The organism is Microbacterium sp. (genome assembly GCF_051860965.1).
Lineage (GTDB): Bacteria > Actinomycetota > Actinomycetes > Actinomycetales > Microbacteriaceae > Microbacterium.
In genome coordinates this window covers 211,985-238,248 of the sequence record NZ_JBIMKU010000005.1, presented here as the reverse complement: position 1 = coordinate 238,248, position 26,264 = coordinate 211,985, and the positions used below count along the sequence as shown (strand labels likewise).

Sequence of the window (26,264 nt, the reverse complement as noted above, 5' to 3'; positions counted from 1 at the left end):
CTCTCGCTACTCGGGCCGACGCGCCGTCGTCGCCGAGCGCTCGGCATACGCGGTGCGGAAGGCGAGCAGCTGCCGCGCGCGTTCGGTCTGCGTCCGCGCGGGCGGCTGGGCGGCGAGCCACCGAGTGAGCTCGGCCCGGTAGCGGGTGAGGGCCGCGAGGCTCCCGTCCCCCGTCCGCGCACTCACGAGAGCGGCCAGCCGGTGTAGGCCTCGGCGAGGTAGGTCGATCCCGCCTCGGACTCGACGACCGAACGCAGTTCGCCGAGCTGCCGCAGACGGTCGAAGTCGGAGGCATCCGGAGCCACGTGCAGCATGCTCGTCATCCACCACGAGAAGTGCTGCGCCTTCCAGATGCGGCGCAGCGCCGTCTCGGCGAAGACCTCGACGAGGCGGGAGTCGTTCTCGTGCAGGAGGGCTTCGAGGGCGCGGGCGAGCACGAGCACATCTGCGACGGCGAGGTTCATCCCCTTCGCCCCCGTCGGCGGCACGGTGTGCGCCGCGTCGCCCACGAGCGCGACACGACCGTTGAGCAGGGAGTGCGCGACGAAGCTGCGGAAGCGCAGGATGTCGCGCTGGAAGATCGTGCCTTCCCGCAGAGTGGTGCCGGGCACGCGCGCCTGCAGGGCCTCCCACAGCTCCGCCTCGGTGTAGCGATCGGGGTCCTCGTTCGGATCGCACTGGAAGTACATGCGCTGCACGGTGTCGCTGCGCTGGCTGATCAGCGCGAAGCCGTCGGGCGAGTTGCTGTAGATGAGCTCGGGTGCGCTGGGCGGCGCCTCGCACAGGACGCCGAACCACGCGAAGGGATACTCCCGGAAGTATCCGCCGGTCGACGAGCCCGTCACGGCTTCGCGGGCGACGCTGCGCGAACCGTCGGCGCCGACGACGAACTCGGCCTCGATGACGAGGTCGTGCCCCGCGGCATCCGTCCCCACGATGCGGGGACGGGCGGATGCGGCGTCCTCGACCCGCAGCGCGGTCACCCCGAAGCGAAGGTCCTGCCCCGCGGCGAGCCGCGCGGCGATCAGGTCCTTCAGCACCTCGTGCTGGGGGTAGAGCCAGACACTGCGCCCGACGAGCTTGTGGAAGTCGATGCGGTGCCCGGCGCCGGCGAACCGCAGTTCGATGCCGTCGTGTCGATGCCCGACGCTGCGAGCCCGGCTGAACTCGCCGAGCGAGTCCAGAACCTCGACGGTGCCCTGCTCGAGGATGCCCGCGCGGATCGTGGTCTCGATCTCGTCGCGGGACCGCTGGTCGATGACGACCGACTCGATGCCGGACGCCGCGAGCAGATGCGACAGCAGGAGCCCAGCTGGTCCGGCGCCGATGATGGCGACCTGTGTGCGGACGGTGGTGGTCATGGTGTCTCCTGCGACTGGGCGGCTCCGTTGCCCGTCCAGTGTCGACGCTCACCGCCACGACAGACGTCGCCACTCCCATTGAACGGGATGCCGCGATTCCGCACTCAGCGCCGTCGGCCGAGCGCCCGTTCGATGTCGCGGGCGGCGCGGTACAGCTCGGCGAGCGGCGGCTCGGTCGGGGTCTCGCGCGGGAGGACCACCGACAGCGCCGCCACGACGAGGCCGGTCTCGTCGTGGAGGGGAACGGCCACGCCCGTGGACACCTCCTCGATGTAGCCGGGTGCGATCGCGTGGCCGAGGGTGCGGATCTCGGCGAGCTTGCGCCGCAGCGCTGTGCGGTCGACGATCGTCGACGGGGTGAGCCGGGTCAGGCGCTGCTCGAGCACGCGCGCCTGCAGCGTCTGGTCGGCGTAGGCGAGCAGCACCAGTCCCGACGACGACGCGTGGAGGGGGAGTCTCCCGGCGACGCGCGTGACGTTCGAGCCCGACTCGGGGGCGCTCAACCGCTCGAGGAACAGCGCCTCGTCCTGCTCGAGGATCGCCAGCTGCGTGTGTTCTCTGACCCGCGCCTGCACGCGCTCCATGAACGGCAGCGCCGCCTGCCGAAGGCGCAGGGCGTGCGACGATCGTGTCGCGAGCTCCCACAGGCGCATGCCGATGCGGATACGGCGCTCCTCGTCGCGCTCCAGCAGTCCGGCTTCGACGAGTTCGCCGACGATGCGATGCGCCGATGAGCTCGGCAGATCCGCACGGCGTCCGATCTCGGCCGTCGTCTGCACGGTGCGGGTCGGCGTGAACGTCTCGAGCACGCGCACGAGGCGATCGGTGACCGAGTCGCCGGAGTCGGAGTTCGCCATGGGACAGAGCATGACACAGGGAGGACGCGATTCCCATTGGATGGGAAATCGGGGCGGCAGGGTTCGCTCGTCGCCGACGATGGATGACGTCACGAACCCGATGGCGTCGAAGGGGACCCCATGACCGAACGCACCGCCGCTGCGCCCGAGTCGCTCCTCGCGACCGCGGAGCAGGTGCGGCAGTCCGTGATCACGCAGGAGATCGTGGACCTCCACGCCGAGTATGCGGGGCGCGAGGCGGGAGGCGAGCGGCTCCCCGCGACGATGCACGACTTCCCGCCCTACCGTTCCAGCATCCTGCGGCATCCGACGAAGAACCCGAAGCTCGTCGACCCCGAGACGATCGAGCTGCTGTCGCCTGCGTTCGGACAGCGCGACGTGGCTGCGATCGAGTCCGACCTCACGATCCAGCACGCGGGCGAGCCGCTCGGTGAGCGGATGACGGTGCGCGGCCGGCTGCTCGACTCGTGGGGGCGGCCGCTGGCGAATCAGCTCATCGAGCTCTGGCAGGCGAACTCCGCGGGCCGCTACATCCATCAGCGCGATCAGCACCCCGCACCCCTCGACCCGAACTTCACGGGCGCCGGACGCGCCGTCACGAACGATGCCGGCGAGTACGCCTTCACGACCATCAAGCCGGGGCCGTATCCGTGGAAGAACCACATCAACGCGTGGCGACCCGCCCACATCCACTTCTCGATCTTCGGCTCCTCGTTCACGCAGCGACTCGTGACGCAGATGTACTTCCCCGGCGACCCGCTGTTCGCCCTGGACCCGATCTACAACACGATCTGGCGCCAGAAGGATCGCGACGCCCTCGTGGGCGCGTACGACCACGACCTGACCTCTCCGGAGTGGTCCACCGGCTATCGCTTCGACATCGTCGTGGACGGTCCTGATGCCACGTGGTTCGAGCCCGAGGGGGAGCACTGACATGGCCGTGCCCGGCAGGACCCATCGCCCCACCCCCGGTCAGACGGTCGGACCGTTCTTCGCCTACGGAGTCGAGTACCCGAAGATGCACGAGGTCGTCTTCCCGCATTCGCCGGGAGCGATCGTGCTGGGCGGCACGATCACCGACGGCGCGGGCAACGCCATCCCCGATGCCTTCGTCGAGATCTTCGGGGCCGATGCCGACGGCACCGTGCCCCGTGCACGCGGTGCGTTCCGCCGTGACGACCACACCTTCACAGGGTTCGGCCGCGCGTTCACGAACGACGACGGCCACTACGAGTTCTGGACGCGCCAACCGGGCTCGGTCGGCGGCCGCCCGGCGTTCTTCGCCGCGATCGTCTTCGCGCGGGGACTGCCCGACAAGCTGCACACGCGCATCTACCTCCCCGGCGACGAGGTCGCGCTCGCCGCCGACCCGCTCCTGTCGTCGCTGGACGAGGATGAGCGGGCTACGCTCATCGCGACACGAACGCCCGATGGCGGACTTCGCCACGACATCCGGCTGCAGGGCGAGAAGGAGACCGTCTTCCTTGCCTTCTGAGCCCGCCTTCGACGCCGGACTGCTCTCGCCCGTGACCGTCGGGCGGGACGAACTCGTCTCGGACACCGCGTTCCTCGACGCCCTCGTGCGGGCCGAGGTCGCCCTCGCCGGTGCCTACGCCGACGTCGGCGTCGCACCGCTCGAAGAGGTGCAGAGGATCGAGAGGGAGTTCCAGGCGGATCGCGGGGCGCGCACCTCGACCGGCCTCGAGAGCTCCGCGATCGCGGAGGCCGCTGTCGCGGGCGGCAACCCCGTCATCCCGCTGGTCTCCCAGCTCAAGGCCCGCGTCGACGTCGATGCCGGTCGCTGGATCCATCGGGGAGCCACGAGTCAGGACATCCTCGACACCGCCGTCATCCTGGTCGCCGCAGGGGCCGTCACGCAGGTGCGTGCGTCGCTCGCGCACACGACCGAGTGGCTGCTGCAGCTCGCCGAGCGGCATCGCGACGACGTCGCCGCCGCGCGCACCCTCACGCAGCACGCCGTGCCGACAACCGTCGGGCTCCGGGCCGTGACGTGGGCGCGCGCCGTCCGGCGGGCCGCAGACCGTCTCGCCGGACTCGAGCTGCCCGCACAGCTCGGCGGTGCGGGGGGCACGCTCGCGTCATTCGTCGAGATCACCGGATCGGTGGAGGCCGCCCGGGCGCTCGTCGCCCGCTACGCCGACCGACTGCAGCTCGTGACCCCCGACGCGCCTTGGCACGTCACGCGCTGGCCCATCACCGAACTCGCCGATGCCCTCGTGCAGGCCGTCGACGCGCTGGGCGTGTTTGCGACCGACGTCGCCACGCTGAGCCGGACCGAGATCGGCGAACTCGCCGAGGGCGTCGGAGGCGGCTCGTCGGCCATGCCGCAGAAGCAGAACCCGACCGAGGCCGTGCTCATCCGCTCCGCGGCGATTCGCGCACCTCACCTGGGCGCGACGCTCCACACGGCGGCTGCGCTCGCCGTCGACGAACGGCCGGATGGCGCGTGGCACGCCGAGTGGCCGACGCTGCGCGAGCTCCTTCGGCTCGCGCTCGGGGCCTCGGCGCACGCCTCGTCGCTCGCCGCCCACCTGCGGGTCGACACCGCGGCGGCCGCCCGCAATCTCGGGGCCACGCGCGGACTCATCCTCGCGGAGCGGCTGTCCCTCGTGCTGGGTCCGGAAGCGGCGAAGGCGGTCGTCGCCGAGATCGAGGGCGGCGCGGACGCGGCGGATGCCGTGCGCCGCGCGGCCGCGGCATCCGGAGTCGATGTCGACGACCTGCTCGACCCCGCGCGCTACACGGGGGCGGCGGCCGCGCTCGTCGACGACGCTCTGCGGAGCAGGCGATGACGGCGATCGCGTTCACCGACATCGTCGGGCCGGCAGGGGCGCCCCTCCTCGTGCTCGGGCCCTCGCTCGGCACCTCGACGATCCTGTGGGAATCGACGGCTCCGGCGCTCGCCGAGCGCTATCGCGTCACCGCGTGGGACCTCCCCGGTCACGGCGCGTCCGTCCCGGCCCGCGAGTCCTTCACGGTCGCCGACCTCGCCGACGCGATCGCCACCGTCGTCGACGAGCTCCGATTCCTCTACGCCGGTGTCTCGCTCGGCGGTGCGACGGGCCTCGAGCTCGCACTCCGGCATCCCGAGCGCGTCCGCGCCGCCGCGATCATCGCGTCGGGCGCGCAGCTCGGCGACCCCGCGGCCTGGCACCACCGCGCAGCGCAGGTGCGCGCCCAGAGCACATCGAGCCTCATCATCGCGTCGGCGCAGCGGTGGTTCGCCGAGGGGTCGGTGGCGCGGCATCCCGAGCTCACCGGTCGCCTGCTGCACGCGCTGCAGGACGCGGATGACGAGAGCTATGCGCTCTGCTGCGAGGCGCTCGCGGAGTACGACGTGCGAACCGCCCTGCCGCAGATCGGAACACCGATCCTCGCCGTCTGGGGCGAGTCCGACAACGTGGCGCCGAGCGCGAAGGCGACCGAGATCGCCGACGGTGTGGGAAACGGCGGTACGGCGATGATCCCGGATGCCGCGCATCTGCCGCCCGCGGAGCAGCCGGACGCGCTCGCCGACGTGCTGCTCGCATTCTTCGAGGAGGAGACCTCATGACGAACGATCGACTCTCGGACGCCGAGCGCTACGACCAGGGGATGACGGTGCGCCGTGAGGTGCTGTCGGACGCGCACGTCGACCGCGCGACGGAGGGGGCCACCGCGCTGACGGCTGACTGGCAGGACTTCATCACGCGCGTCGCGTGGGGCGACATCTGGTCTCGTCCGGGACTCGATCGGCGCTCGCGATCGATCGCCGTGCTGTCGTCGCTCATCGCGCACGGGCATCACGACGAGCTCGCGATGCACCTCAAGGCGGCGCGGCGCAACGGCCTCACGGTCGACGAGATCCGCGAGGTCATCCTGCAGTCGGCGATCTACTCGGGGGTCCCGGCGGCCAACTCCGCCTTCCACATCGCGAACGATGTGCTGCGCGAGGACCTCGGATGATCGACAAGACGGTTCCGGATGCCGCGACCGCCGTCGCCGGCATCTCCGACGGCGCGACGGTGCTGATCGGCGGGTTCGGCCGCGCCGGGCAGCCGGTCGAGCTCATCGACGCGCTCATCGCGCACGGAGCCTCGGACCTCACCATCGTCAACAACAATGCGGGCAACGGCGATACCGGCCTCGCGGCGCTGCTGGCGGCGGGCCGCGTGCGCAGGATCGTGTGCTCGTTCCCGCGGCAGCATGACTCGTGGGTTTTCGACGGACTGTACCGGGCGGGCGAGATCGAGCTCGAACTCGTGCCGCAGGGGAATCTGGCCGAGCGCATCCGCGCCGCCGGCGCCGGCATCGGGGCGTTCTTCTCGCCGACGGGCGTGGGGACGCAGCTCGCCGACGGCAAGGAGGAGCGCGAGATCGACGGACGCCGCTACGTGCTCGAGTATCCGATCAAGGCCGACTTCGCGCTCATCTCGGCACTGCGCGGCGACCGGTGGGGCAATCTCGTCTATCGCGAGACGGCCCGCAACTTCGGACCGATCATGGCGACGGCGGCGACCACGACGATCGCGCAGGTCGACGAGATCGTCGCGCTGGGGGACCTCGATCCCGAAGCGGTCGTGACGCCCGGCCTGTTCGTGGATCGTGTCGTCGCGGTCGGTGAGCGCGTCTGGCTGCGGGACGGTGCCTTCGTCGGAGGGGTCGACATCGAGGGTCGGGAGGTCGACCAGTGAGCAGCCGGATCAGCCGGGATGCCCTCGCCGCCCGCGTCGCCGTCGATATTCCCGAGGGTGCATACGTCAACCTGGGCATCGGTGCGCCGACGCTCGTCGCCAACTATCTGCCGGCCGACCTCGAGATCGTGCTGCACACCGAGAACGGCCTCCTCGGCATGGGCGCGGCACCCGACGACGACGCGATCGACCCGGATCTCATCAACGCGGGCAAGCAGCCCGTCACGGCACTGCCCGGTGCGGCGTACTTCCACCACGCCGACTCGTTCGCGATGATGCGCGGCGGGCACCTCGACGTCTGCGTGCTCGGGGCCTTCCAGGTGTCCGAGCGCGGCGATCTCGCGAACTGGTCGACGGGTGCGCCGGGGGCGATCCCCGCCGTGGGCGGCGCGATGGACCTCGCGATCGGCGCGAAGCAGGTCTTCGTCATGACCGATCTGCTCACGAAGGACGGCGCGTCCAAGCTCGTCGGCGCGTGCACGTATCCTCTGACGGGGGTCGGCTGCGTCACCCGGGTCTACACCGACCACGCCGTGTTCGACGTGACTCCCGAAGGCTTCGTTGTGCGCGAGGTCTTCGGCGACAACACGGTCGACTCCCTCGCCGCCCTCACCGGGCTGCGGTTGACTCGGAGCGGAGACTGACATGACGACGTACATCTACGACGCCGTGCGCACGCCCTTCGGCCGCGCCGGCGGCGCGCTCTCGGGTGCGCGGCCCGACGATCTCGCGGCGGTCGTCATGCGGGCGATCGTCGAGCGGACGGGGATGGATGCGGCATCCATCGACGACGTGCTCTTCGGCGACGCGAATCAGGCGGGCGAGGACAACCGCAACGTCGCGCGGTTCGGCGCGCTGCTCGCGGGGTTCCCGACGAGCGTGCCCGGCGCGACGGTCAATCGGCTGTGCGGGTCGTCGATGGAAGCCGTCATCCAGGGGTCGCGCGCGATCGAGGCGGGCGACGCGCGGATCGTGCTCGCCGGCGGTGTCGAGTCGATGAGCCGCGCCCCGTACGTGGTCGAGAAGCCGAGCCGGCCGTTCGCGGCATCCGGCAATCCGACCATGTGGAACACGGCGATCGGCTGGCGCATGACCAACCCCGCTCTGCCGACGGAGTGGACGATCTCGAACGGTCAGTCGGCCGAGAAGCTCTCCGGCATCTACGACATCTCGCGCGACGCGCAGGACGCGTTCGCCCTGCGCAGCCATCGCCTCGCGGCAGCCGCATGGTCGGTCGGCGCGTACGACGCCGAGATCGTCCAGGTCCCCGGAGCGGAGCTGACGCGCGACGAGGGCATCCGCGACGACACGACCCTCGAGAAGCTCGGTGGGCTGAAGGCCCTCTTCGCGGCCGACGGCACGGTCACGGCGGGCAACTCCTCGCCGATCAACGACGGCGCGTCGGCGATCCTGCTGGGTGCCGAGGGGGCGATGGGTGCCGAGCCCCTCGCCCGGATCACGGGTCGCGGCGTGTTCGGCAACGACCCCGACGTGTTCGGCGTGGCACCCGTCGAGGCGGCGAACCGCGCGCTCGCACGTGCGGGGCGCACCTGGGCCGACGTGGACGTCGTCGAGCTGAACGAGGCCTTCGCCTCGCAGTCGCTCGCGTGTCTCGCAGGCTGGCCCGAGCTCGACCCGGAGCGCGTCAACGTCCACGGCGGCGCGATCGCTCTCGGGCACCCGCTCGGAGCATCCGGCGGCCGCGTCATCGGCCATGCCGCGCACGAGCTGAAGCGGCGCGGCGGAGGAGTCGCGGTGGCCGCCCTGTGCATCGGTGTCGGCCAAGGGCTCGCGGTCGTGCTGGAGCGGTAGAGCGGGCGCGCACGGAACGACCGCGCGCTCTCCGCACGAGCACGGACTCAGGCTCTCGTCGAGACCTCGGCGTCGCGCAGCGACACGGTGACGGTGTCGCCTGGCTTCTTGTCGATCGCGTCGAGGATCGCCTGCTTCACCGGGAGCAGGTGCCGGCCGCGGTAGGGGAGCAGCGACGTCGTGACGGCGACGCCGTCGATCAGCGCCTGCACTTTCACGGCCTTGCCCGTGCCGAGGATCGCGGTCGAGTCATCGAGGATCGCGCACGTCCATCGATGCGGTCCCATGTCGCCGAGGAGGATCGTGATGAAGGAGTGATCGAGAGGCATCCGGATCTCCTAACGGCCGGCCAGAGCGAAGTATGCCGCGCTCAGCTCTCGCCACCGCTGCACCCAGTCCTGCGGCTCCGTCCCGTCGATGTGCGCGTGAAGGTCCTCCGCGTGAGCCTGCCAGCCCGCCCCATGGTCGGCGTACTCGGCGAGCGGGAGTCCCCGCTCCTCGATGACGAGCCGCGTGCCATCGCCCTCCGGGCTGAGGCGGGCTTCCATCACGGTCGACGGCTCGCCCGGCTGCTGAGTGCGCACCCGCAGAAGGCGAGGTGCCTCGCAGACCTCCACCACCCCCGCGCCCGACCACCCGCTCGTGAAACTGGCCTGGAACTGCCCTCCTTCGCGCAGGTCGCCGCTGACGTCGGCGATCCAGCGTGCGAGGCGCTCGGGCGTCGTGATGGCCGCCCAGAGGTCGTCGACGGCAGTCTCGTACACGTCCTCGACGCGGACCACGCCGAGCCCGTTCTCTTCGCGCAGCGTTGCGAGCAGCTTTTCTTCACTCATCGTCGTTCCTTTCCTTCTTGCCTCGGCTGATCTCGGTGTGGAGGGCGCTCATCCGCTGCGTCCACGTGGCTCGGTAGGGGGCGAGCCACTCGTCGAGCTCGGTGAGCGGCTCGCTGCGGAGTTGGTAGATGCGCCGCTGCGCGTCGGGTCGCACGTCGACGAGTCCCGATTCGCGCAGGATGCGCAGATGTCGAGACACCCCGGGGCGCGCGATGGTGACGAGCTCGGCGAGCTCGGACACGGTAGCCGGCCCACGACTCAACCTGTCGAGGAAGGTCCTGCGGTTCGAGTCTGCGATCGCGACGAGAAGAGCATCCATGGCCCTAAAGTACACATCCATGTACGTACACGCAAGGGTACATTACCCTCTCTTCTCTGCGCTGCGGCGGGTCTCGATGGTCGCACCCCGCGCAGCGCTCGCTTCTATGTGCGCATCAGACCTACTTATGCTGAAACGAGGCATAAGCGGGTAGCGTGGAATCGGACCTGTCGAGGTCTCGCGCGACGTCGCCGTCACGCGGCCAGGGGGATGCGCAGCATCCCGGATCGAAGGTGACCACCCGATGCTTCTCGAGAGAGATCTGATCCAGTCCGTGGGGTTCCGCAACGTCCGCGAGGGCGGTGAGATCATCGGCTTCCAGTTCCGCGTCAGGATGCCGTCCTATCGCGGGATGACGGCGTCGCTGATCGACGGCATCGGGGTCTCGATCCCGGGCCTCGTCGACGTCGCGGCCGATGTGCCGCTGTGGACCCTGCAGGGGACGACGTACACGCTCGCCGAGCTGTGGGAGAGCGACGGCGTGCGCTGGCCGCTCGAAGAGGCCGCCGTGGTGACCGTTCCGCTCCCGGGCGGCCTGCCGGACGGCATCCACGAACTGTCGATCGACCTTCGTCTGCGCATGTCGTACATCCCCGTCGAACACCAGCCCTCGACGTACCGGGTGACCAAGCACGTCACCCTCGCGCCGGAAGCCGTCGGAGCGCCCTTCAAGTACGGCGTCTCGCTGTACAGCTTCATGGGCGACTACGGCACGGTCCTCGATCTCGAGACCGCGCTCGCCGGTATCGCCGACATCGGAGCGACGGGCGTCGAGATCCTGGGTGAGGGTCACATCCCGAACTATCCGAGTCCCTCGCAGGAGTGGGTGGACGACTGGTTCCGCCTGCTCGACCAGTACGGTCTCGAGCCCACCAACTACGGGTCGTGGATCGACACGCGCCTGCACTCGAGCGGCGACAACGCGCGTGACATGACCGTCGAAGAAGGTGCGGCGGCGCTGCAGCGCGACCTGCGCCTCGCGAAGCGACTGGGCTTCCGGTTCGTCCGACCGAAGATCGGCGTCGTCACGAGCGATCTCGTGCCGCACCCGATCTGGACCGAGGTCGTCGAGCGGAGCCTCCCGCTCGCCGAAGAGCTCGATGTCGTCATCTGCCCCGAGATCCACGCGCCGACGCCCATCAAGCACGAGGTCGTCGAAGAGTACGTGGAGTTCATCCGGCGCACCGGAACGAAGCACTTCGGACTGCTGATCGACACCGGGATCTTCCAGGACCGACCCATCCCGCTCAAGCCCGGCGAGCTGCCCGGGCGACGGCCCGCGTTCATGGACGGCATCGCGGTCGACCCGGCGGACTTCGGGGACGTCGTGGACGACGTCGTGTTCATCCAGGCGAAGTTCCACGACATCGACGAGAACCTCGAGGACCAGCAGATCCCGTGGGAGCGGGTGCTGCGCGCCATCAAGGACGCCGGCTACACGGGATACCTCTCCAGCGAGTACGAGGGCGAGCGCGAACCGTGGCGCTCCATCGAGCAGGTCCGCCGTCAGCACTCGCTGATGCGCCAGATCGCCGACCGGCTCTGAGCCGCGGCATCCATTCCACCGAAGAACTGCGAAGGACACATGTCATGCCGAACGGACTGATCCAGGACGACAGCCTGCGCGTCCATCCCGACGGGCTCGCCCTCTCGCTCACGCTGCCGTGGTACCGCAGCCTCTGGCTGTCGTCGGTCGGCGCACTGCGCGTGAGCGTGGACGGCGTCGACGTCGACCAGGGCGACCTCGCCTTCGAACTCGGAGGATCGCGATACGGCATCGACCAGCTGCCCGCGCAGAGCGAGGTGCTGTGGTATCTGCAGGAGCACCCGCAGCTCATCGTCCGCCGGGTCGAGCCCGTCGCCCTCGGCGAGACGCACGACATCGGGATCGTCGGCGAGCTGCGTCTGCCCTACATGCAGATCGCGCCGGGCCAGGACGGCGGACCCGGGATGTACGTCCCGAACTTCGTGCGTCAGTCGCTGACGCTGACGGCGACGGATCGGGATGCCCCGGCCCCAGCGCTCGTCGGCGATGTCGCTCCGCCACCCCCGGCGACCGAAGAGGATCCGTTCCAGCTCGGCCTCACGCTCTACTCGGCGAGCGCGGAGTTCCGGGCCGGGTGGTACGACTTCGACGGCCTGCTCTCGCGGGTCGCCGAGTTGGGCATCGGTCCGGGCATCGAGATCGTCGCGTCGCAGGTGCTGCCGACGTACCCGCACGTGTCGGACGACTTCGAGCGCAGCTGGCGGGCTGCGTTCGACAAGTACGGGTTCGATGCGAGCTCGTTCGGCGCGAACCTCGACATGGGCAGGCGGCGCGACCGCGACATGACGCCCGATGAGGAGTTCGAGTTCAGCGAGCTGATGTTCCGCGGGGCGAAGAAGCTCGGCTTCCCGCTCGTGCGCATCCAGTCCGCCAAGCCCGATCTCCTGCGTCGGCTTCTTCCGATCGCGGAGGAGCTCGACCTCAAGCTCGCCTACGAGATCCACGCGCCGATGGGGCCCAACGCTCCGGCCGTGCTCAAGGTCCGCGAGACGTACGCCGACCTCGACTCGCCGCTGCTGGGGTTCGTCGCCGACTTCTCGTCGACGATGCACGCGATGTCGCCGACCCTGCTGCGCGCGGTGCGACGGGCGGGCCTGGACGACGACGCCGTCGATCGGCTGCAGTCCATCTGGGCGACGGATGCCTCGATGCAGGAGCGTCAGCAGGAGTTCATCGGCTATCTGAACGGCCGGGGATTCGACCCGGGCCGCCTCGGCTCGTTCGCCCACCTCGCGTTCAACATGCACGGTCATGTCGCGCCCCGGGAGTGGGCCGACATCATGCCGCAGATCCTGCACGTGCACGCGAAGTTCTACGACATCGACGACTCGGGCCAGGAGCCCGCGATCGACTACCCCGAGCTCGTCCGGGTGTTCGTCGAGGGCGGCTACCGCGGGTACTGGTCGAGCGAGTGGGAAGGACACGCGTTCGCCGAGCTCGGCGAGGTCGACCCGCTCCTGCTCGTGCGCCGGCAGCACGACCTGATCCGCTCCAGCATGCGACAGCTGCAGTCGGCATGACGCACGCCGAGGACCACACCGTCGTCGACATCCGCTCGCTCCCGTTCCCCGACGCATTGCGCTGGCTGCGCGAGAACGGCGAGCCCGCCGACCCGCGGACGGACATCGATACCGTGTCGCTTCGACGGAGGTTCCCGCATCTCGCGGATGTGACGATGACGAATCTGGTCGTGCCGTCGCCGCACGGTCCGCAGCCCGCGCGGGTGTATCGCGATCGCACGGCCGCACACGCGGGGCGTGCGCTGGTGTGGGTGCACGGCGGAGCGTTCATCGGCGGCCACCTCGACATGCCCGAGTCGCACTGGGTCGCGCTCGAACTCGCTTCGCGCGGCATCCCGGTGTTCGCCGTCGACTACACCAAGTGTCTCGGCGACGTGCACTACCCGGTGCCGTCCGACGACGTGCTGGCCGCGTGGCGCCACGCACGCGCCGCATCCGACGAGCTGCTGGGCGTCTCCGCAGACGCGCTGCTGCTCGGCGGTGCGAGCGCCGGTGGCACGCTCAGCGCCGGCGCCGTGGCCCGACTGCGGGATGCCGGCGACGACGTGCCCGCTGGGCTGGTCAGCGTCTACCCGGCCGCGCACCCCGACGGCGGCCGCCCAGGCGAGGTCCCCGACCCGGCATCGCCGATGACGCAGATCGCGCTCAACTACGCCGGTTCGGCGGAGAAGCTCGCCGATCCGCATGTGTTCGCCGGACTCGGCTCGGGTGCGGGATTCCCGTCGACCCTGGTGGTCGTCTGCGAAATCGACGGTCTCCGGCCCTCGGGCGAAGCCTTCGCGACGACGCTGCGCGATGCCGGGGTGGACGTGACTCTGCACGTCGAGCTCGGAGCCGATCACGCCCACATCAACGAGCCGTCCGATCCCACTGCCCTCCCGACGATCGAGGCGATCGCCGGCTGGATCCGGGCCGCGTCGTGACCCCCGATACGCGGGCGTTGCTGCGGGCGAGCCTGCGCGGAGCTGTCGACGTCGATGTCACCTCCACCGGGATCGTGCCCTTGCGGCTGCCGCTCAGCGCGCGCACGCAGATCGACTCCGACTGGATGCGGATCGCCTCCGAACAGGCATCCGGCGTGCGCCTCGAGTTCTCGACGGCGGCGACGTGGATCGAGCTCGTGGTCGAGACCACCGGGCTGTACTTGCCCTGGGTGCCCGAGCACGTCCGCTGGGCGGTCTTCGCGTCGACGATCGACGGCCGCCCGGCCGCAGATGCGCGCGTCACGGGGGGATCGGAGCTGCACCTCGGAGAGCCGGGAGGCCCCCGGTTCGTCCAGGGGCATCCCGCCGCCGTGCGTATCGAACTCGGCGGCGACGGGCGGAAGGAGCGACGCGTCGCCGTGTGGCTCCCGCAGACCGACACCGTGGAGCTGCGCGACGTCCGCGCAGACCGGCCTCTCGCCCCGGCCGAGACCCATGGCGAGCTGCGCTGGTGGCACCATGGCAGCTCCATCAGCCACTGCATCGAGGCCGAGAGCCCGCTGGGCGTGTGGCCGGTGGCGGCGGCCGACCAGCTGGAGCTCGATGTGACCAATCTGGGGTTCGCCGCGAACGCCCACCTGGACCCGTTCACCGCGCGCGCGATGCGGGACTCGGCCGCGGATCTCCTCAGCCTCAAGATGGGCATCAACATCGTGGGCGGCGACACCATGAAGCACCGCACCTTCACCCCGGCCCTCCACGGATTCCTCGACACCCTCCGCGAGGGCAAGCCCGCGACGCCGATCCTGGTCATCTCTCCGATCTTCTGCCCCATGCATGAGGACACCCCCGGACCCACCGTGACCGACCCGGTGACGGGCGAGCGCCGGGGTACATCGGTGACCGAGCCGAATCCCTTCGAGCCTCCGCTGACGCTCCGGAGCGTGCGGAAGATCCTCCGCGACGTCGTGGCCTCGCGCTCAGCGGACGACCCCGCGCTCTTCTACCTCGACGGTCTGGACCTCTTCGGCCCGGACGACGTGGACGAGCTCCCGGATGGGCTGCATCCCAGCGCGGCGGGATACCTGCGGATGGCGGACAGGTTCGCGGCATCTCCCGTCGTCTCCGCCTGGATGGCGGCGAGTCGATGAGCACCGGATCGACGTACGCCAACCCGATCCTCCCGGGCGACCGGCCCGACCCGGCGATCATCAAGGTCGGCGACGAGTACTGGATGACGTACTCGTCGTTCGAGGCCGCGCCCGGTCTGCTGCTCTACCGGTCGACCGACCTCGTCAACTGGTCGTACGAGTGCGCGGCGCTGCCCGAACCGGTCGGCAACACGTTCGCCGTCGACATCGCGGAGCATGGCGGACGCTTCTTCATCTACATCCCGTTCATCCCGACCCCCTGGTCGAACCTGACGGACGCCTCGATCTTCGTCATCCATGCCCCCACCATGAGGGGGCCATGGTCGGAGCCGATCGATCTCGGCATCCGCGGTGTCATCGATCCGGGGCACATCGTCGGCGAGGACGGGCGTCGCTACCTGTTCGTGAGCGGCGTTCGCCGGATCGCGCTGGCCGACGACGGCCTCTCGACCGCGGGCGACCTCGAGCACGTCTACGACGGGTGGCGGTACCCCGACGACTGGGTGACCGAGGCGTACGCCCTCGAGGGACCGAAGCTGTTCCGCCGTGGCGAGTGGTTCTACCTCGTGAGTGCGGTCGGCGGCACGGCCGGGCCGCCCACGGGGCACATGGTGATCGTCGCGCGCTCGCGATCGGTGCACGGCCCGTGGGAGAACCACCCCGCGAACCCGATCGCGCGGACGCGGGATGCCTCGGAACGCTGGTGGTCGCGAGGCCACGCGACGCTCGTGCCGGGGCCCGGGTCCGCGGACGAGTGGTGGATGGTCTCGCACGGGTACGAGAACGGCTATCGCACCCTCGGTCGGCAGATCCTCCTCGAGCCGATCCGCTGGTCGGAGGACGGCTGGCCCGAAGCTGCGATCACCGATCCGGGCGGCGAGATCGACGCCCCCGCGGGCGCGTCCCCGCAGCATCCCGCGCAGGAGATCGCCGACGACTTCGCCACGCTGGCCCTCGGCGAACGATGGGGCTTCCACGCTCCGGCTCCCGGAGAGCTCGGCCGCGTGCGTCTCGATGACGGGCTCCGGCTCGCGGGCAAGGGGACCGGGGTCGGTGACACCTCACCGCTGACGATGCTGACCGGCGACCATTCCTACGAAGTGGAGGTCGAGGTCGACGCGACCGCTCTGCGCGGCGAGGCGGGGCTGCTGCTCTTCTTCAACAATCGGCTGTTCTGCGGAATGGGCATCGACGGCGATCGGATGCTCAGCTACAGCGGCGGCGTCCGCTCGCACTGGCGTCAGCCCGTGCCCCGGGCCGATCGCCTGACGCTGCGGATCCGCAATGACGCCCACATCGTCACCGGCTGGTTCCGCGCAGACGGCGGCGAGTGGGAGCGCCACGGCGTCCGCTACGAGACATCCGGCTACCACGCCAACACCGTCGGCGATCTACTGAGCCTTCGACCCGCCCTGTACGCGGCGGGCGAAGGTGACGCGGTGTTCCGCAGCTTCCGCTATACGCCGCTGGACCGACGTCCGAGATCCTGAAACACCGCAGACCTGACGAGGAGCCCCGTGGCAGACCACCCCATCCCGCGTCCCTGGACGATCGCCGCCGAGACGCCGTTCGCGCTGCGGCGCGATGGCGTGCCCGCCCTGCTGCTCGGCGGGCAGGTCCACAACTCCTCGTCGTCGTCGCCGCGCGCGATCGCGGAGTCGTTCGCGCATCTTCGCCGCACCGGCGCGAGCACGGCCCTCGCGCCGGTGAGCTGGGCGCTGTCGGAGCCCGAGGAAGGCGTGCTCGACTTCACTCTCGTCGACGCCATGGTCGACGAGGCCGGGCGGCACGGACTGCGGCTCGTGCTGCTGTGGTTCGGCGCCTTCAAGAACGCGGCTTCCACGTACGCCCCCAGGTGGGTGCGCGCCGATGTGGCGCGGTTCCCCCGTGCCGCGGTCGAGCCGACCCGCGCTCAGGCGTTCAGCTACGAGGGTGCGATGGCCAAGCCCGTCCTGTCGGTGTTCAGCCCCGATCTTCGGGCGTCCGATGCCACAGCATTCGAGGCGCTGATCCGGCACATCGCGGATGTCGACATCGACGGCACGGTGGCCATGGTGCAGGTGGAGAACGAGTCGGGCCTCCTCGGAGACAGCCGCGACCGCTGCCTCCTCGCGGAGCAGGCATGGTCATCGGCGGTACCAGCTGAGGTTCTGGCACACCTCGGGCAGCCGGGTGCGGGGTCGACCCTCGCCCGCACGCTCTGGGAAGCGGCGGGGCAGCCGACTCGCGGATCGTGGCCGGAGGTGTTCGGGGACAGCACCGCGGCTCACGAGGTGTTCATGGCCTGGGGGTTCGCGAGCTACGCCGAGCATCTCGCCGCGCGAGGCCGAGCCATCGCCGACATCCCGATGTACGCCAACGCCTGGCTCGGCCCCCAGCCCGGACAGGACGAGCCCGGCCAGTGGCCGAGCGGCGGCCCGTCTTCACGCGTCCTCGACGTGTGGCGTGCCCTCGCACCGTCGCTGGCACTGGTCGGACCGGACATCTACGTGGAAGACGCCGAGCCGACCATGGCCGCCTACAGCACGGGGCAGCCTCTCTTCGTGCCGGAGTGCCGTCCTCGCGCGGGCGAGCTCGTGCGCGCCGTCGGCGCGCACCGGGCGATCGGCTGGTCCGCCTTCGGTGCAGACGACCTCAATCCCGACGGTCAGGTTGCGGAGACCCTCCGTCTCCTCGTCGCACTCGAGCATGAGATCACCGCGGCTCAGCAGCGCGGGAGCATCGCAGCGGTCGTCCTCGAACCCGGGACCGATGCGGCCACAGTGGGCGTGGACGGCATCCGGATCACCACTCGTCCGGCGCTCGCACTCCTGCAGCGGATGCTGCTGGACGCCGGCGTCTTCGTGCCCGACGCGGAGCTGACGGTCCAGGACGAGTCGCTGCCGGGCGCCGTGGTGCCGCACGCGGGCGACCGCCGGCCCTTCGGCCTTTTCATCGGCTCAGGCGACGGCAGTGTGATCGTGGTCGGCCGCGAGCTGGCCCTCGACTTCTTCATCGACGGCCGCACGCTCGAGATCGACTCGGTGGAGGAGCTGCTGCTGGAACACGATCGAATCGTCCCGGGCCGCATCCTCAACGGCGACGAGCGACTCCACCTCCTGCCGACCCATCGCGTCGGCGCGACCCGCATACGGCTGGTCAGCATCTGACTCGCCGAGGGCAGGTTGCGGCCGGTGCTCGGACGGGACGCGCGGTGGTCGCGATGGCATCGCGAGGTCACTCGGTGACGAGCAGCGTCAGCGGCGTGGCGTCCGTTCCGTCGGTCACCGTGATGATCAGCTCTCCGGACTCGACGACGTAGGAGCTGTCGTCGTCCCAGAAACCGAGCTCATCCCATCCGAGCTCGAACTCGACCCGGACCGTCGCGCCCGCTTCCAGCGTCACGCGGCGGAATCCGCGCAGCCGTCGGACGGGCTGGGCGATCGTCGCCACCGGGTCGGCCAGATACACGAACACGACGTCGTCACCCTCGCGGTCGCCGACGTTGCGCACGGTGGCGCTCACGATGAGGCGTTCGCCGCCGCGCAGGCGCGCGACACTGATCGAGGATGCCTCGAGGGCGTCATCCTCGAGACGGAAGCGCGTGTAGCTCAGGCCGTGGCCGAAAGCGAAGCGCGGACCGCGTTCGAGGTCGAGGAACTTCGACGTGTAGTAGTCGTCGAGGTTGTTCGGGCCCTGCAGCCCGACGTCCCAGCGCTCGACGGCGAGCGACCCGCCCGTCTGTGCGGGTCGACCCGTGTTCTCGTGATCGTGATGGATCGGGATCTGGCCGACCGCGCGAGGGAAGGTCATGGGCACGCGTCCCCCCGGATCGACCGCTCCCGCGAGGACGCGGGCGATCGCCTCGGGCCCGCGGGTGCCGAGGTGCCAGGTCAGCAGCACGCTGGGTGCGCGCTCGATCCAGTCCTCCACGACGAGCGGCCGGCCGGTCGCGAGCAGGACGATGAACGGCACCCCCGTGTCGGCGATGGCGTGGATGAGACGCTCCTGATCGCCGGGGAGCCGGATGTCGCTGCGCGAACTGGCCTCGCCCGAGATCGAGCTGGGCTCGCCGACCGCGACGATCACGAGGTCGTTCTCGCGTGCGAGCTCCGCAGCCCTGGCGATATCGACCTCTGATGGGTCGAGGAAGCCGGTGCCGGGAGCGGTCGTCCAGGTCGCTCGGGGGAACTGCACCCGCAGCGCGTCGTCGAGCGTCCCGGCCTCCGCGCCGAAGTGCTGCACCCACGCGCCGAGATGGTCCCTACTCGCGGCGTAGGGCCCCGTGAGCAGGATGCGACGCGGGGCATCCGGCATCGGCAGCAGACCCCCGTCGTTCTTCAACAGCACCATGCATCGCTCGGCCGCCCACTGGGCGCGCTCGAGCGTCTGGGGCGACGGCGCCGTGAGTTCGGCCGCCGGGTCGGCGTACGGGTCCTCGAACAGGCCCAGAGCGGATTTCACCCGCAGCACGCGCAGGACGGCATCGTCGATCCGCGCCGCGTCCACGGCGGAGGGCTCGAGCAGGGCGACGCCGTCGCGAGTGAGCTCGGACCCGCCCATCACGACATCGAGGCCCGCCGCGAGTGCGCGAGCGACGGCTTCGGGCTCGTCGGCCGCGACGCCGTGCGCGACGAGCTGGGCGACACCCTCGGCATCCCCGACGACGACCCCGTCGAAGCCGTACTCGCCATCGAGCACGTCGGTCAGCAGCCGGCGATGCGCATGCATGGGCGTGCCGTTGAGGGAGGTGAACGCCGCCATCACCGATGCGGCGCCCGCCTCGACCCCCGCTCGGAAGGGTGGCAGACAGGTCTCGCGCAGACGCCGCCATGACACATCGGTGGTGTTGTAGTCGCGTCCGGCCTCGGCGGCACCGTAGGCGACGAAGTGCTTGAGACAGGCGGCGATGGCGCCCGACGAGCCCATGTCCTCACCCTGGTACGCGCGCACCTTCGCCGCCCCGAACGCCGACACGAGGAACGGGTCCTCGCCGAATCCCTCGACGACCCGTCCCCACCGGGGGTCGCGGGTGACGTCGACCATCGGGGAGAAGGTCCAGGTGACTCCGCCCGATCGCGCTTCGGCGGCCGACACCCGCGCGTCCGCCTCGGCGACCGAGACGTCGAAGCTCGCCGCCTGGGCGAGCGGCGTCGGGAAGATCGTGAACTGGCCGTGGACGACATCGAGTCCGATGAGCAGCGGGATGCCGTGCGGGCTGTCTTCGACGGCTGCGCGCTGGAGGGCGTTCGCGCGCTCGGCGCTCTGCGGCCAGAAGAGCGCGCCGATCCCGCCGCGCGCGAGAGCGAGAGCGTCGCCCTCGTCTCTTCGCCAGATGATCTGCAGCTGGGCGAGCTTGTCGGACCACGACATGCGGGCGAGGAGCTCGTCGAGGTCGGGAGTGGTCATCATCGTTCCGATCGTGGGGGTCGCACACAGGACGGTGGCCGCCCGGGAAGTCCCGGACGGCCACCGTCATCACGTCGTGCCGGTCACTGATCCCAGGCGGCATCCATCTCGTCGAGAACCTGGTCGATCGTCTTCTGGCCCGTCAGCAGGGCCTGGACGCCGCCGCCCAGTGCGTCGTAGACGGCCGGGTTCGGCCACGTCGCGTTCGGCAGGCCGGCGTAGGAGCCGCTCGAGAGCAGCTCGCCGATCGGCGCGTACTGCGGCAGCAGCGAGGACTCGTCGATGCCCGTGATCGGCACGGCGCCCGAGAGGTCGGCGTAGGCCTTGGCGTTCTCGGGCTGGGCCACCCAGTCGAGGAAGGCCTGCGCCGAGGCCTTGACCGCGTCGTCGGACGAGGCGTTGATCGCCCAGGCGTAGTTCGCACCGGTGACGGTGAAGGCCTTGTCGCCGTCGACCGGCGGGAACGCCTGCACGTTCAGCTCGGCGCCGGTCGCATCGCTGATCGAGGCCGCTGCGCTGCCGGGGACCGCCGCGGTGAGCGACGTGCCGCCGCCGAGACCGGCGGTGATGCTGTCGAACGTGCCGCCTGCGGCGCCGTCCTGGTAGCAGCCCGAGTCGTTCATCTCGACGATGTCCTCGAGGACGTCGCGCCAGCCGCTGTCGGCGAACGTGACGTCGCCGGCTGCGCGCTGCTCGTTCCAGTCGGGGGTCTCGGCATACACGCGCGTCGCGGAGATCAGCATCGAGAAGAGGCCCGTGTTGAACGGGATGCCGCCCGCGAGCACGATGAACGACTTGCCGCCGTCACGCGCGGTGGTGCAGGCATCCAGCAGCTCCTCGTAGGTGGCAGGGTACTCGCTCACGCCCACCTCGTCTCCGGCCGTCACGTTGAAGACGAGCCCGACGGGGGTGAGAGCCGTCGGCTGGGCGAAGGTGTCGCCGTCGATCTGGAACTCGGCCTCGGCACCCGAGGGGATCAGCCCCGCGGACGTCTCGTCGAGCGGCTCGAGGAACCCCGCCTCGGCGAGGGTGACGACCGAGATCGGCTGCCCGGTGCCCGGCGCCAGGATCATGACGTCCGCCGCGTTGCCCGCCTGCAGCTGCGTGGTGACCTGGGTGTTGTACGCGTCGGACGGGTAGGGGATGACCTCGATCGGGACGCCCGTCTCCTCCGTGTACTTGTCGAGGATCTGCGCGTAGAAGTCGTCGGCGTCGTTGGCCTGCGCGACCATGACCGAGAATCCGACGGCGTCGCCGTCTCCCGAGTCGCCTCCGTCGTCGGAGGAGCCGGCGCAGCCGGCGAGGACGAGCACACCGACGACCGGTGCCGCGAGAAGACCCCACCGGAGGTGCCGGCGAGAGGAGAGCTGTGACATGTCGAGCCTTTCTTGACGTCATTGTCGCCAGCGGTGCAGCTGGCTCGGCTTCGGGGCCGCACCTCCACCCTCGCACCATTTGTTTGATTTCGACATAACCATCCCTTATGTGCGCCAATAGGCCGATTGATCCGCGCAGTGCGCGCCGGGGCGAGCGTCAGCGAGCGAGCAGGAGGCGCACCCGGCCGTGCACGCCGGCGTCGATCGGCGCGGCGGACTCGTCGAAGACACCCGTCATCGGTGCGAACAGGCCGGTCGAGGTCGCCCCGGCGTCGGCGATGAGGCGATTGCGCCAGGGAGTGGCCACCTCCACTTCCACCGTGTTGGCACCCGGGCGGAGCGTGCCCGTCACCTCCACGCGGAACGGTGCGGTCCACACGATTCCGCAGTCGTGGCCGTTGACCGTGACGCGGGCGATGTCGCCCACCGATGCGATCTCGAGGTAGGCGGAGGGTGCGGCGGCGCCACGATCGTCGAGTGCGAAGTCGTGGCGGTAGACGCCGACTCCCGAGAACCCGCGTTCGGGAACCCCGAGGCCGGTCCACCACGTGGGCCGTGGGGAGAGGGGATGCTCGTCGCCGCCGTCGATCTGCACGGTCCACGCTCCGTCCAGCGCGACCTCCGCGAGCGGAGCGGCCCCGGTCATCGGCCCTGACTCCTCGAGCACGAAGAGCGACCCGAACGGCGGCAGCACGACGACCTGGGTCGTCGCGTCGTCCGAGCGCCTCAGCCCGACCCGTCGCACGGCCACCGGGTCCCAGCCCGAGAGCTCGACGCCCTCTGCAGGTGTCACCCGCAGATGGAGCTCCTTCGCCGTGGGGTTCGCGAGGAACGTCACGAGCCGTTCGTCCACGATGCGGGAGATCCGGTTCACGTGACCGCCCGAGACGCCCAGCATCGGCCGCAGGCCGAGGGTGGCCAGCGCCGTGCCGAGGTCGGTCGCCAGGACGCGCGAGGATGCCCAGAGGCGGTCACGCGCGGTGCGGAACGCCTCGAGGTCGTCGCTCAGCGACGGCGAGCACTCCGGGGGCATGCCGACCACCGTCGCGCCGGCGTCCACGAGTCGCTGGATCTGGGCGAGCGCCGCGAGAGTCATCCGCCGCGAGGAGCCACCGAGGTGGAGCAGGCGATACGCGGCTCCCTCCGAGACGATCCTCCCGTCTTCGACCCGCAGCACCCGGGAGAGCGCGTCGGGTCCGACGTAGTCGAAGTCGAAACCCGCCGGCACGGAGTCGTCCTCGGAGAGTCCGTAGAGTCCGGTCACGGGTGACTCCTCGCCGATGAAGACGGCGATGTCGACCGCGGGGCGCCCCGCGCTGAGCAGGGCGCTGCAGCGTGCCAGGTAGTCGATCCACGGTCGCGCCATGCCCGACCACGTCTCGTTCACGGTGAACGCCTGGCCGAGGAAAGGCGCGAGCGCGATGCCGGGAGGAGGCGCCGACAGCGGCTGGTGCGGCGACGTGTGGATGCAGAACCGCGTGACACCGAGGCAGAGCTGCAGGTCGGCGATGTGCTTGAGGGACTGCGGCGACCACGACCACGGGCGGCCGAAAGACGTGAAGGCCTCGCTGCCGGTCCAGCGCTTGCCGTACACGTGCGCCACCGACGACGCCCCTTTGAGATCGGCGATGTACGTGGGCAGCGGCCCGGCCTCGGAATCGAACGTCCACATCGCGCCCATCGGCACATCGGCGTGGGAGCGCATCGCGAGATCGTCGCCGAGCTGCGGCCGGCGGTCTTCGAGGGCCTCGGCGTAGTAGAGCATCCCGCGGCGGTGGGCCTCGGTGGCGAGCGTCCCGTAGTACTGCTCGGCGAAGAGCTCCGCGATGGTGCGTCGGTAGTCGAAGAGGAATCGGTCCGAGTCCGCCGCACTGCCCACGAGCAGACCGGTCACGGCCGCCAGCCAGGGGAGAGGGTCGTATCCGCGCTTCGTCGTGAAGTGCTCGCGCATTCGATCGGTCCAGTTCTGAGCTCCGGACTCGATGCTGTCGCTGAGAAGGGCCGAGAACCGACGCGACGTCGCGTCGGCGCTCTCGCCGTGACGTTCGAGGTGCGAGCTCAGGTACGCCGAGACGCGCTCGCCGTCGAGCTTGTCGACCTCGAGCCCTGTCGAGTCGGCCGGGGCCGGCCCGTTCGTCTGGCCGGTCAGCGATGCCCCGAGTCGCAGCACGCGCCAGGACCCCGGCGGCGCATCCCACCGCAGGACGCCGTCCGTCACGGCGGAGGTGAGATCGATCACGTCGGAGGGATCGATCGCGCCGCCGCCGGCTCGCGGGTCGGTGTCCGAGGCGTAGTAGTCCGCGACGACGCCGAAGCCCGCCTTCACCTCGGCCTCGTGGACCCGACCGGCGCCGCGCAGACTGAACTCCGACACTCGGAACTCGTCTGTGCGGCGCAGGACGGGAGGCACGCGCACGCCGTCCTCGACCGGCGGCAGCGCCGCCGCGGCGCTGTCACCCGAGAGGAGGAGCCGGAATCGGCGGGCCGTGACGGGCGCGAAACTCGCGGTGCGGGAAGGCACGGTGCTCGGATCGAGCCGGGCGACGTCGCGGTAGGCGACGCCGTCGTCGCTCGACTGCAGGAGTGCCTCGGCCGGAGGCGCCGCGCCGAAGCCTCGTGGACCGGGCAGCCCGACGACGACCGAACCTACCGTGACGGGAGCATCGAAGACCTGCTCGATCCACGCGCTGGATCGTTCATCGGGATGACGGGGCAGCGAGACGAACGTGCGGAACGTCGCGTCGAGCAGGCAGCTCGCGTCGTCGACGGCGGCGGATGCCGCGAACCGAGCCGGCCGAAGTGGATCGCCGTCGAGGTCGAAGGGAACGGCGACGACCGCCCAATCGGTCGCGTACACCGGCTCCTCGGACCCTCCCCACCGGGGTGCGTCCTGGTAGGGCCCGGCGACGGCGGGGAGCGGGGGCAGCTCGCACTCCACGCGGGCGCCGCCCTCGATCACCGTCTGACTCCAGACGACCTTCTTCATGGCGTCCTCGGGTCGCACCCACGGTCCGCCGGCCGCGCTCCATCCCGAGGAGGTCGCGATGGCGAGTTCGAGACCGAGTCGGTCCGCCGTCCGCACGGCCGTGTCGATCGCGTGGTCCCAGCCCTCCGACCCCGGTCTGACGGGTTCGGGCACCACGAGCGGAACGCCCATCCCCCCGTCGAACAGCTGCACCCCGCGCACGCCGACGGACTGCATCCACTCCAGGTCGCGAACGATGCCGGCCGGATCGATGTTTCCGTCCATCCAGTGCCACCAGACCCGCGGCCGCGCGTCGTCGGGAGGCTCGACGAAGGCGCCCCACAGATCCCGCCCTGCGATGGACGTGTGCTCGTCGGTGCTCATGTCGATGAATCCTCGCAGTCGGGTGCCGGGCCACGCCCGGTGCGCTTTCGCATCACGACTTATACCGGATATCGCTATGACTAATGTGTCTTTTCGACGCAAGAGTGTGATAGTTGCTCTTGGGTGATCCCGAGCACAGACGGGCCCCTGACGACGAGGTCAGAGAGTAGATGACAGTGACGATCGACGAGAACACCACTCGCACCCTCACCGTGCCGCCCAAAGCCCGGCGTACTCCGCCTCCTCGCAACCGTGAGCGCAAGCCGCTGATCAGCTACGGCCACTGGTGGTGGGCCCTCCCGGCCGTCGTCCTGGTGATCGGCGTGCACTACGCTGCGACCCTCACCGGAGGCTTCTTCGCCTTCACGAACTGGACCGGTCTGGGCGACTGGGAGTTCATCGGCCTCAAGAACTTCGAGCGCATCTTCAGCGATCCGCAGCTCGTCGGCGCCGTGTGGAACACGCTGTTCCTTGCGTTCGGCTCCGTGATCCTCACGAACGTCATCGGGCTGCTCTTCGCCCTGGCCATCAACCGCACCCTGAAGACCCGCTACATCCTTCGCACGCTGCTCTTCATGCCGGTCGTGCTCAGCCCGCTCGCCGTGGCCTACGTGTGGAAGTTCATCTTCCAGTTCAACGGGCCCCTCAACAACCTGCTCGGAGCCCTGGGCCTCGAAGAGCTGCAGAAGGTGTGGCTCGCCGACCCCACCTGGTCGATCTGGGCGATCCTCATCACCGTCGTCTGGCAGCAGACCGGATTCACGATGGTCATCTACCTCGCGGGGCTCGCGTCGGTGCCGATCGAGGTCGAAGAGGCTGCCGCGCTGGACGGTGCCGGCATCTGGGGCCGGTTCTGGAATGTCACGGTGCCCGCGATCCGCCCGTCGATCGCCATCGCCACGACGCTCGGCATCATCCAGGGGCTGCGCATCTTCGACCAGATCCTCGCGCTCACCGGCGGCGGCCCCGCCGGCGCCACCGAGACCCTCGCGACCGAGGTGTACAAGCAGGCCTTCTCGCTGGGCCAGTTCGGCTTCGGCTCGGCGCTCGCGCTGGTGCTGACCGTGATCATCCTGGCGTTCGCCATCCTCCAGCAGTACGTCACCCGCGACCGCGACGCCGGAAAGGCCTGAGC

General features: G+C 70.2%; 24 protein-coding genes. 15 read left to right on the top strand and 9 right to left on the bottom strand.

Annotated elements, in window-relative coordinates; all coding sequences use genetic code 11:
- Nucleotides 1–6: 6 nt before the first annotated feature.
- The 3 genes from ACTIFV_RS11620 to ACTIFV_RS11610 all read right to left on the bottom strand — a co-directional run bounded on the left by ACTIFV_RS11620 (nucleotide 7) and on the right by ACTIFV_RS11610 (nucleotide 2,218).
- The gene (locus tag ACTIFV_RS11620) at nucleotides 7–186 is read right to left on the bottom strand and encodes a hypothetical protein (RefSeq protein WP_439592936.1); all 180 of its coding nucleotides are present in this window, start codon (nucleotides 184–186) and stop codon (nucleotides 7–9) included.
- Nucleotides 183–1,361, bottom strand: coding sequence for a 4-hydroxybenzoate 3-monooxygenase (locus tag ACTIFV_RS11615; protein ID WP_439592935.1), 1,179 nt, complete (start codon nucleotides 1,359–1,361; stop codon nucleotides 183–185). Before ACTIFV_RS11615 ends, ACTIFV_RS11620 begins: the two co-directional genes overlap by 4 nt.
- Before the next feature lie 104 nt (nucleotides 1,362–1,465).
- Nucleotides 1,466–2,218, bottom strand: a complete 753-nt coding sequence (locus ACTIFV_RS11610) for an IclR family transcriptional regulator (protein ID WP_439592934.1) — start codon at nucleotides 2,216–2,218, stop codon at nucleotides 1,466–1,468.
- A gap of 120 nt (nucleotides 2,219–2,338) precedes the next feature.
- On the opposite strand from ACTIFV_RS11610, the gene pcaH reads away from it, so the two are divergent.
- From pcaH to ACTIFV_RS11570, 8 genes are read left to right on the top strand one after another with little or no spacing between them, the layout of a single operon-like run.
- Nucleotides 2,339–3,151 (top strand): protocatechuate 3,4-dioxygenase subunit beta, encoded by an 813-nt coding sequence (gene pcaH / locus ACTIFV_RS11605; RefSeq protein WP_439592933.1) that lies wholly within the window; start codon nucleotides 2,339–2,341, stop codon nucleotides 3,149–3,151.
- Nucleotide 3,152: 1 nt separating this feature from the next.
- Complete coding sequence (gene pcaG / locus ACTIFV_RS11600; RefSeq protein WP_439592932.1) at nucleotides 3,153–3,713, top strand: protocatechuate 3,4-dioxygenase subunit alpha; 561 nt, start codon at nucleotides 3,153–3,155, stop codon at nucleotides 3,711–3,713.
- Nucleotides 3,703–5,031 carry a lyase family protein gene (locus tag ACTIFV_RS11595; RefSeq protein ID WP_439592931.1) on the top strand — a complete coding sequence of 443 codons (1,329 nt, stop codon included), beginning with the start codon at nucleotides 3,703–3,705 and terminating at the stop codon, nucleotides 5,029–5,031. The genes pcaG and ACTIFV_RS11595 overlap by 11 nt, the downstream gene beginning before the upstream one ends.
- Nucleotides 5,028–5,792 (top strand): alpha/beta fold hydrolase, encoded by a 765-nt coding sequence (locus ACTIFV_RS11590; RefSeq protein WP_439592930.1) that lies wholly within the window; start codon nucleotides 5,028–5,030, stop codon nucleotides 5,790–5,792. The genes ACTIFV_RS11595 and ACTIFV_RS11590 overlap by 4 nt, the downstream gene beginning before the upstream one ends.
- Nucleotides 5,789–6,184, top strand: coding sequence for a 4-carboxymuconolactone decarboxylase (pcaC, locus tag ACTIFV_RS11585; protein ID WP_439592929.1), 396 nt, complete (start codon nucleotides 5,789–5,791; stop codon nucleotides 6,182–6,184). The genes ACTIFV_RS11590 and pcaC overlap by 4 nt, the downstream gene beginning before the upstream one ends.
- Nucleotides 6,181–6,912 (top strand): 3-oxoacid CoA-transferase subunit A, encoded by a 732-nt coding sequence (locus ACTIFV_RS11580; protein ID WP_439592928.1) that lies wholly within the window; start codon nucleotides 6,181–6,183, stop codon nucleotides 6,910–6,912. The genes pcaC and ACTIFV_RS11580 overlap by 4 nt, the downstream gene beginning before the upstream one ends.
- Nucleotides 6,909–7,556 (top strand): 3-oxoacid CoA-transferase subunit B, encoded by a 648-nt coding sequence (locus ACTIFV_RS11575; protein ID WP_439592927.1) that lies wholly within the window; start codon nucleotides 6,909–6,911, stop codon nucleotides 7,554–7,556. Before ACTIFV_RS11580 ends, ACTIFV_RS11575 begins: the two co-directional genes overlap by 4 nt.
- A 1-nt stretch (nucleotide 7,557) precedes the next feature.
- On the top strand, nucleotides 7,558–8,724 hold the full coding sequence (locus ACTIFV_RS11570) for a thiolase family protein (protein ID WP_439592926.1): 1,167 nt from the start codon (nucleotides 7,558–7,560) through the stop codon (nucleotides 8,722–8,724).
- 47 nt (nucleotides 8,725–8,771) lie between these two features.
- Here ACTIFV_RS11570 and ACTIFV_RS11565 read toward each other — a convergent pair whose 3' ends face one another.
- The 3 genes from ACTIFV_RS11565 to ACTIFV_RS11555 are packed head-to-tail and all read right to left on the bottom strand — an operon-like array spanning nucleotide 8,772 to nucleotide 9,876.
- On the bottom strand, nucleotides 8,772–9,053 hold the full coding sequence (locus tag ACTIFV_RS11565) for a DUF1905 domain-containing protein (RefSeq protein ID WP_439592925.1): 282 nt from the start codon (nucleotides 9,051–9,053) through the stop codon (nucleotides 8,772–8,774).
- Nucleotides 9,054–9,062: 9 nt separating this feature from the next.
- Complete coding sequence (locus ACTIFV_RS11560) at nucleotides 9,063–9,557, bottom strand: SRPBCC family protein (RefSeq protein ID WP_439592924.1); 495 nt, start codon at nucleotides 9,555–9,557, stop codon at nucleotides 9,063–9,065.
- Complete coding sequence (locus tag ACTIFV_RS11555) at nucleotides 9,550–9,876, bottom strand: ArsR/SmtB family transcription factor (protein WP_439592923.1); 327 nt, start codon at nucleotides 9,874–9,876, stop codon at nucleotides 9,550–9,552. Before ACTIFV_RS11555 ends, ACTIFV_RS11560 begins: the two co-directional genes overlap by 8 nt.
- Before the next feature lie 244 nt (nucleotides 9,877–10,120).
- Between ACTIFV_RS11555 and ACTIFV_RS11550 the strand changes: the two genes are divergently transcribed.
- From ACTIFV_RS11550 to ACTIFV_RS11525, 6 genes are read left to right on the top strand one after another with little or no spacing between them, the layout of a single operon-like run.
- Complete coding sequence (locus ACTIFV_RS11550; RefSeq protein ID WP_439592922.1) at nucleotides 10,121–11,422, top strand: C-glycoside deglycosidase beta subunit domain-containing protein; 1,302 nt, start codon at nucleotides 10,121–10,123, stop codon at nucleotides 11,420–11,422.
- Nucleotides 11,423–11,466: 44 nt separating this feature from the next.
- Nucleotides 11,467–12,942 (top strand): C-glycoside deglycosidase beta subunit domain-containing protein, encoded by a 1,476-nt coding sequence (locus ACTIFV_RS11545; protein WP_439592921.1) that lies wholly within the window; start codon nucleotides 11,467–11,469, stop codon nucleotides 12,940–12,942.
- Nucleotides 12,939–13,865 carry an alpha/beta hydrolase gene (locus ACTIFV_RS11540; RefSeq protein WP_439592920.1) on the top strand — a complete coding sequence of 309 codons (927 nt, stop codon included), beginning with the start codon at nucleotides 12,939–12,941 and terminating at the stop codon, nucleotides 13,863–13,865. The genes ACTIFV_RS11545 and ACTIFV_RS11540 overlap by 4 nt, the downstream gene beginning before the upstream one ends.
- Complete coding sequence (locus ACTIFV_RS11535; protein WP_439592919.1) at nucleotides 13,862–15,016, top strand: GDSL-type esterase/lipase family protein; 1,155 nt, start codon at nucleotides 13,862–13,864, stop codon at nucleotides 15,014–15,016. Before ACTIFV_RS11540 ends, ACTIFV_RS11535 begins: the two co-directional genes overlap by 4 nt.
- Nucleotides 15,013–16,506: a family 43 glycosylhydrolase gene (locus ACTIFV_RS11530; protein WP_439592918.1), complete on the top strand. Its 1,494-nt coding sequence runs from the start codon at nucleotides 15,013–15,015 to the stop codon at nucleotides 16,504–16,506. The genes ACTIFV_RS11535 and ACTIFV_RS11530 overlap by 4 nt, the downstream gene beginning before the upstream one ends.
- A 27-nt stretch (nucleotides 16,507–16,533) precedes the next feature.
- On the top strand, nucleotides 16,534–18,165 hold the full coding sequence (locus ACTIFV_RS11525; protein ID WP_439592917.1) for a DUF5597 domain-containing protein: 1,632 nt from the start codon (nucleotides 16,534–16,536) through the stop codon (nucleotides 18,163–18,165).
- Nucleotides 18,166–18,232: 67 nt separating this feature from the next.
- Here ACTIFV_RS11525 and ACTIFV_RS11520 read toward each other — a convergent pair whose 3' ends face one another.
- The 3 genes from ACTIFV_RS11520 to ACTIFV_RS11510 form a co-directional block, all read right to left on the bottom strand.
- Nucleotides 18,233–20,407 carry a glycoside hydrolase family 3 N-terminal domain-containing protein gene (locus tag ACTIFV_RS11520; RefSeq protein WP_439592916.1) on the bottom strand — a complete coding sequence of 725 codons (2,175 nt, stop codon included), beginning with the start codon at nucleotides 20,405–20,407 and terminating at the stop codon, nucleotides 18,233–18,235.
- Between the two features lie 80 nt (nucleotides 20,408–20,487).
- Nucleotides 20,488–21,780 carry an ABC transporter substrate-binding protein gene (locus ACTIFV_RS11515; protein ID WP_439592915.1) on the bottom strand — a complete coding sequence of 431 codons (1,293 nt, stop codon included), beginning with the start codon at nucleotides 21,778–21,780 and terminating at the stop codon, nucleotides 20,488–20,490.
- A 157-nt stretch (nucleotides 21,781–21,937) separates the two neighbouring features.
- Nucleotides 21,938–25,129 (bottom strand): glycosyl hydrolase, encoded by a 3,192-nt coding sequence (locus tag ACTIFV_RS11510; RefSeq protein ID WP_439592914.1) that lies wholly within the window; start codon nucleotides 25,127–25,129, stop codon nucleotides 21,938–21,940.
- Nucleotides 25,130–25,299: 170 nt separating this feature from the next.
- Between ACTIFV_RS11510 and ACTIFV_RS11505 the strand changes: the two genes are divergently transcribed.
- The gene (locus ACTIFV_RS11505) at nucleotides 25,300–26,262 is read left to right on the top strand and encodes a carbohydrate ABC transporter permease (protein WP_439592913.1); all 963 of its coding nucleotides are present in this window, start codon (nucleotides 25,300–25,302) and stop codon (nucleotides 26,260–26,262) included.
- The last annotated feature ends 2 nt before the right edge of the window (nucleotides 26,263–26,264 follow it).

Coding starts and splice junctions, on each gene's coding strand:
- ACTIFV_RS11615 (WP_439592935.1), bottom strand. CDS start 1,361: ATGACCACCACCGTCCGCACACAGGTCGCCATCATCGGCGCCGGACCA.
- ACTIFV_RS11610 (WP_439592934.1), bottom strand. CDS start 2,218: ATGGCGAACTCCGACTCCGGCGACTCGGTCACCGATCGCCTCGTGCGC.
- pcaH (WP_439592933.1), top strand. CDS start 2,339: ATGACCGAACGCACCGCCGCTGCGCCCGAGTCGCTCCTCGCGACCGCG.
- pcaG (WP_439592932.1), top strand. CDS start 3,153: ATGGCCGTGCCCGGCAGGACCCATCGCCCCACCCCCGGTCAGACGGTC.
- ACTIFV_RS11590 (WP_439592930.1), top strand. CDS start 5,028: ATGACGGCGATCGCGTTCACCGACATCGTCGGGCCGGCAGGGGCGCCC.
- pcaC (WP_439592929.1), top strand. CDS start 5,789: ATGACGAACGATCGACTCTCGGACGCCGAGCGCTACGACCAGGGGATG.
- ACTIFV_RS11580 (WP_439592928.1), top strand. CDS start 6,181: ATGATCGACAAGACGGTTCCGGATGCCGCGACCGCCGTCGCCGGCATC.
- ACTIFV_RS11570 (WP_439592926.1), top strand. CDS start 7,558: ATGACGACGTACATCTACGACGCCGTGCGCACGCCCTTCGGCCGCGCC.
- ACTIFV_RS11565 (WP_439592925.1), bottom strand. CDS start 9,053: ATGCCTCTCGATCACTCCTTCATCACGATCCTCCTCGGCGACATGGGA.
- ACTIFV_RS11560 (WP_439592924.1), bottom strand. CDS start 9,557: ATGAGTGAAGAAAAGCTGCTCGCAACGCTGCGCGAAGAGAACGGGCTC.
- ACTIFV_RS11555 (WP_439592923.1), bottom strand. CDS start 9,876: ATGGATGCTCTTCTCGTCGCGATCGCAGACTCGAACCGCAGGACCTTC.
- ACTIFV_RS11550 (WP_439592922.1), top strand. CDS start 10,121: ATGCTTCTCGAGAGAGATCTGATCCAGTCCGTGGGGTTCCGCAACGTC.
- ACTIFV_RS11545 (WP_439592921.1), top strand. CDS start 11,467: ATGCCGAACGGACTGATCCAGGACGACAGCCTGCGCGTCCATCCCGAC.
- ACTIFV_RS11540 (WP_439592920.1), top strand. CDS start 12,939: ATGACGCACGCCGAGGACCACACCGTCGTCGACATCCGCTCGCTCCCG.
- ACTIFV_RS11530 (WP_439592918.1), top strand. CDS start 15,013: ATGAGCACCGGATCGACGTACGCCAACCCGATCCTCCCGGGCGACCGG.
- ACTIFV_RS11520 (WP_439592916.1), bottom strand. CDS start 20,407: ATGATGACCACTCCCGACCTCGACGAGCTCCTCGCCCGCATGTCGTGG.
- ACTIFV_RS11515 (WP_439592915.1), bottom strand. CDS start 21,780: ATGTCACAGCTCTCCTCTCGCCGGCACCTCCGGTGGGGTCTTCTCGCG.
- ACTIFV_RS11510 (WP_439592914.1), bottom strand. CDS start 25,129: ATGAGCACCGACGAGCACACGTCCATCGCAGGGCGGGATCTGTGGGGC.
- ACTIFV_RS11505 (WP_439592913.1), top strand. CDS start 25,300: ATGACAGTGACGATCGACGAGAACACCACTCGCACCCTCACCGTGCCG.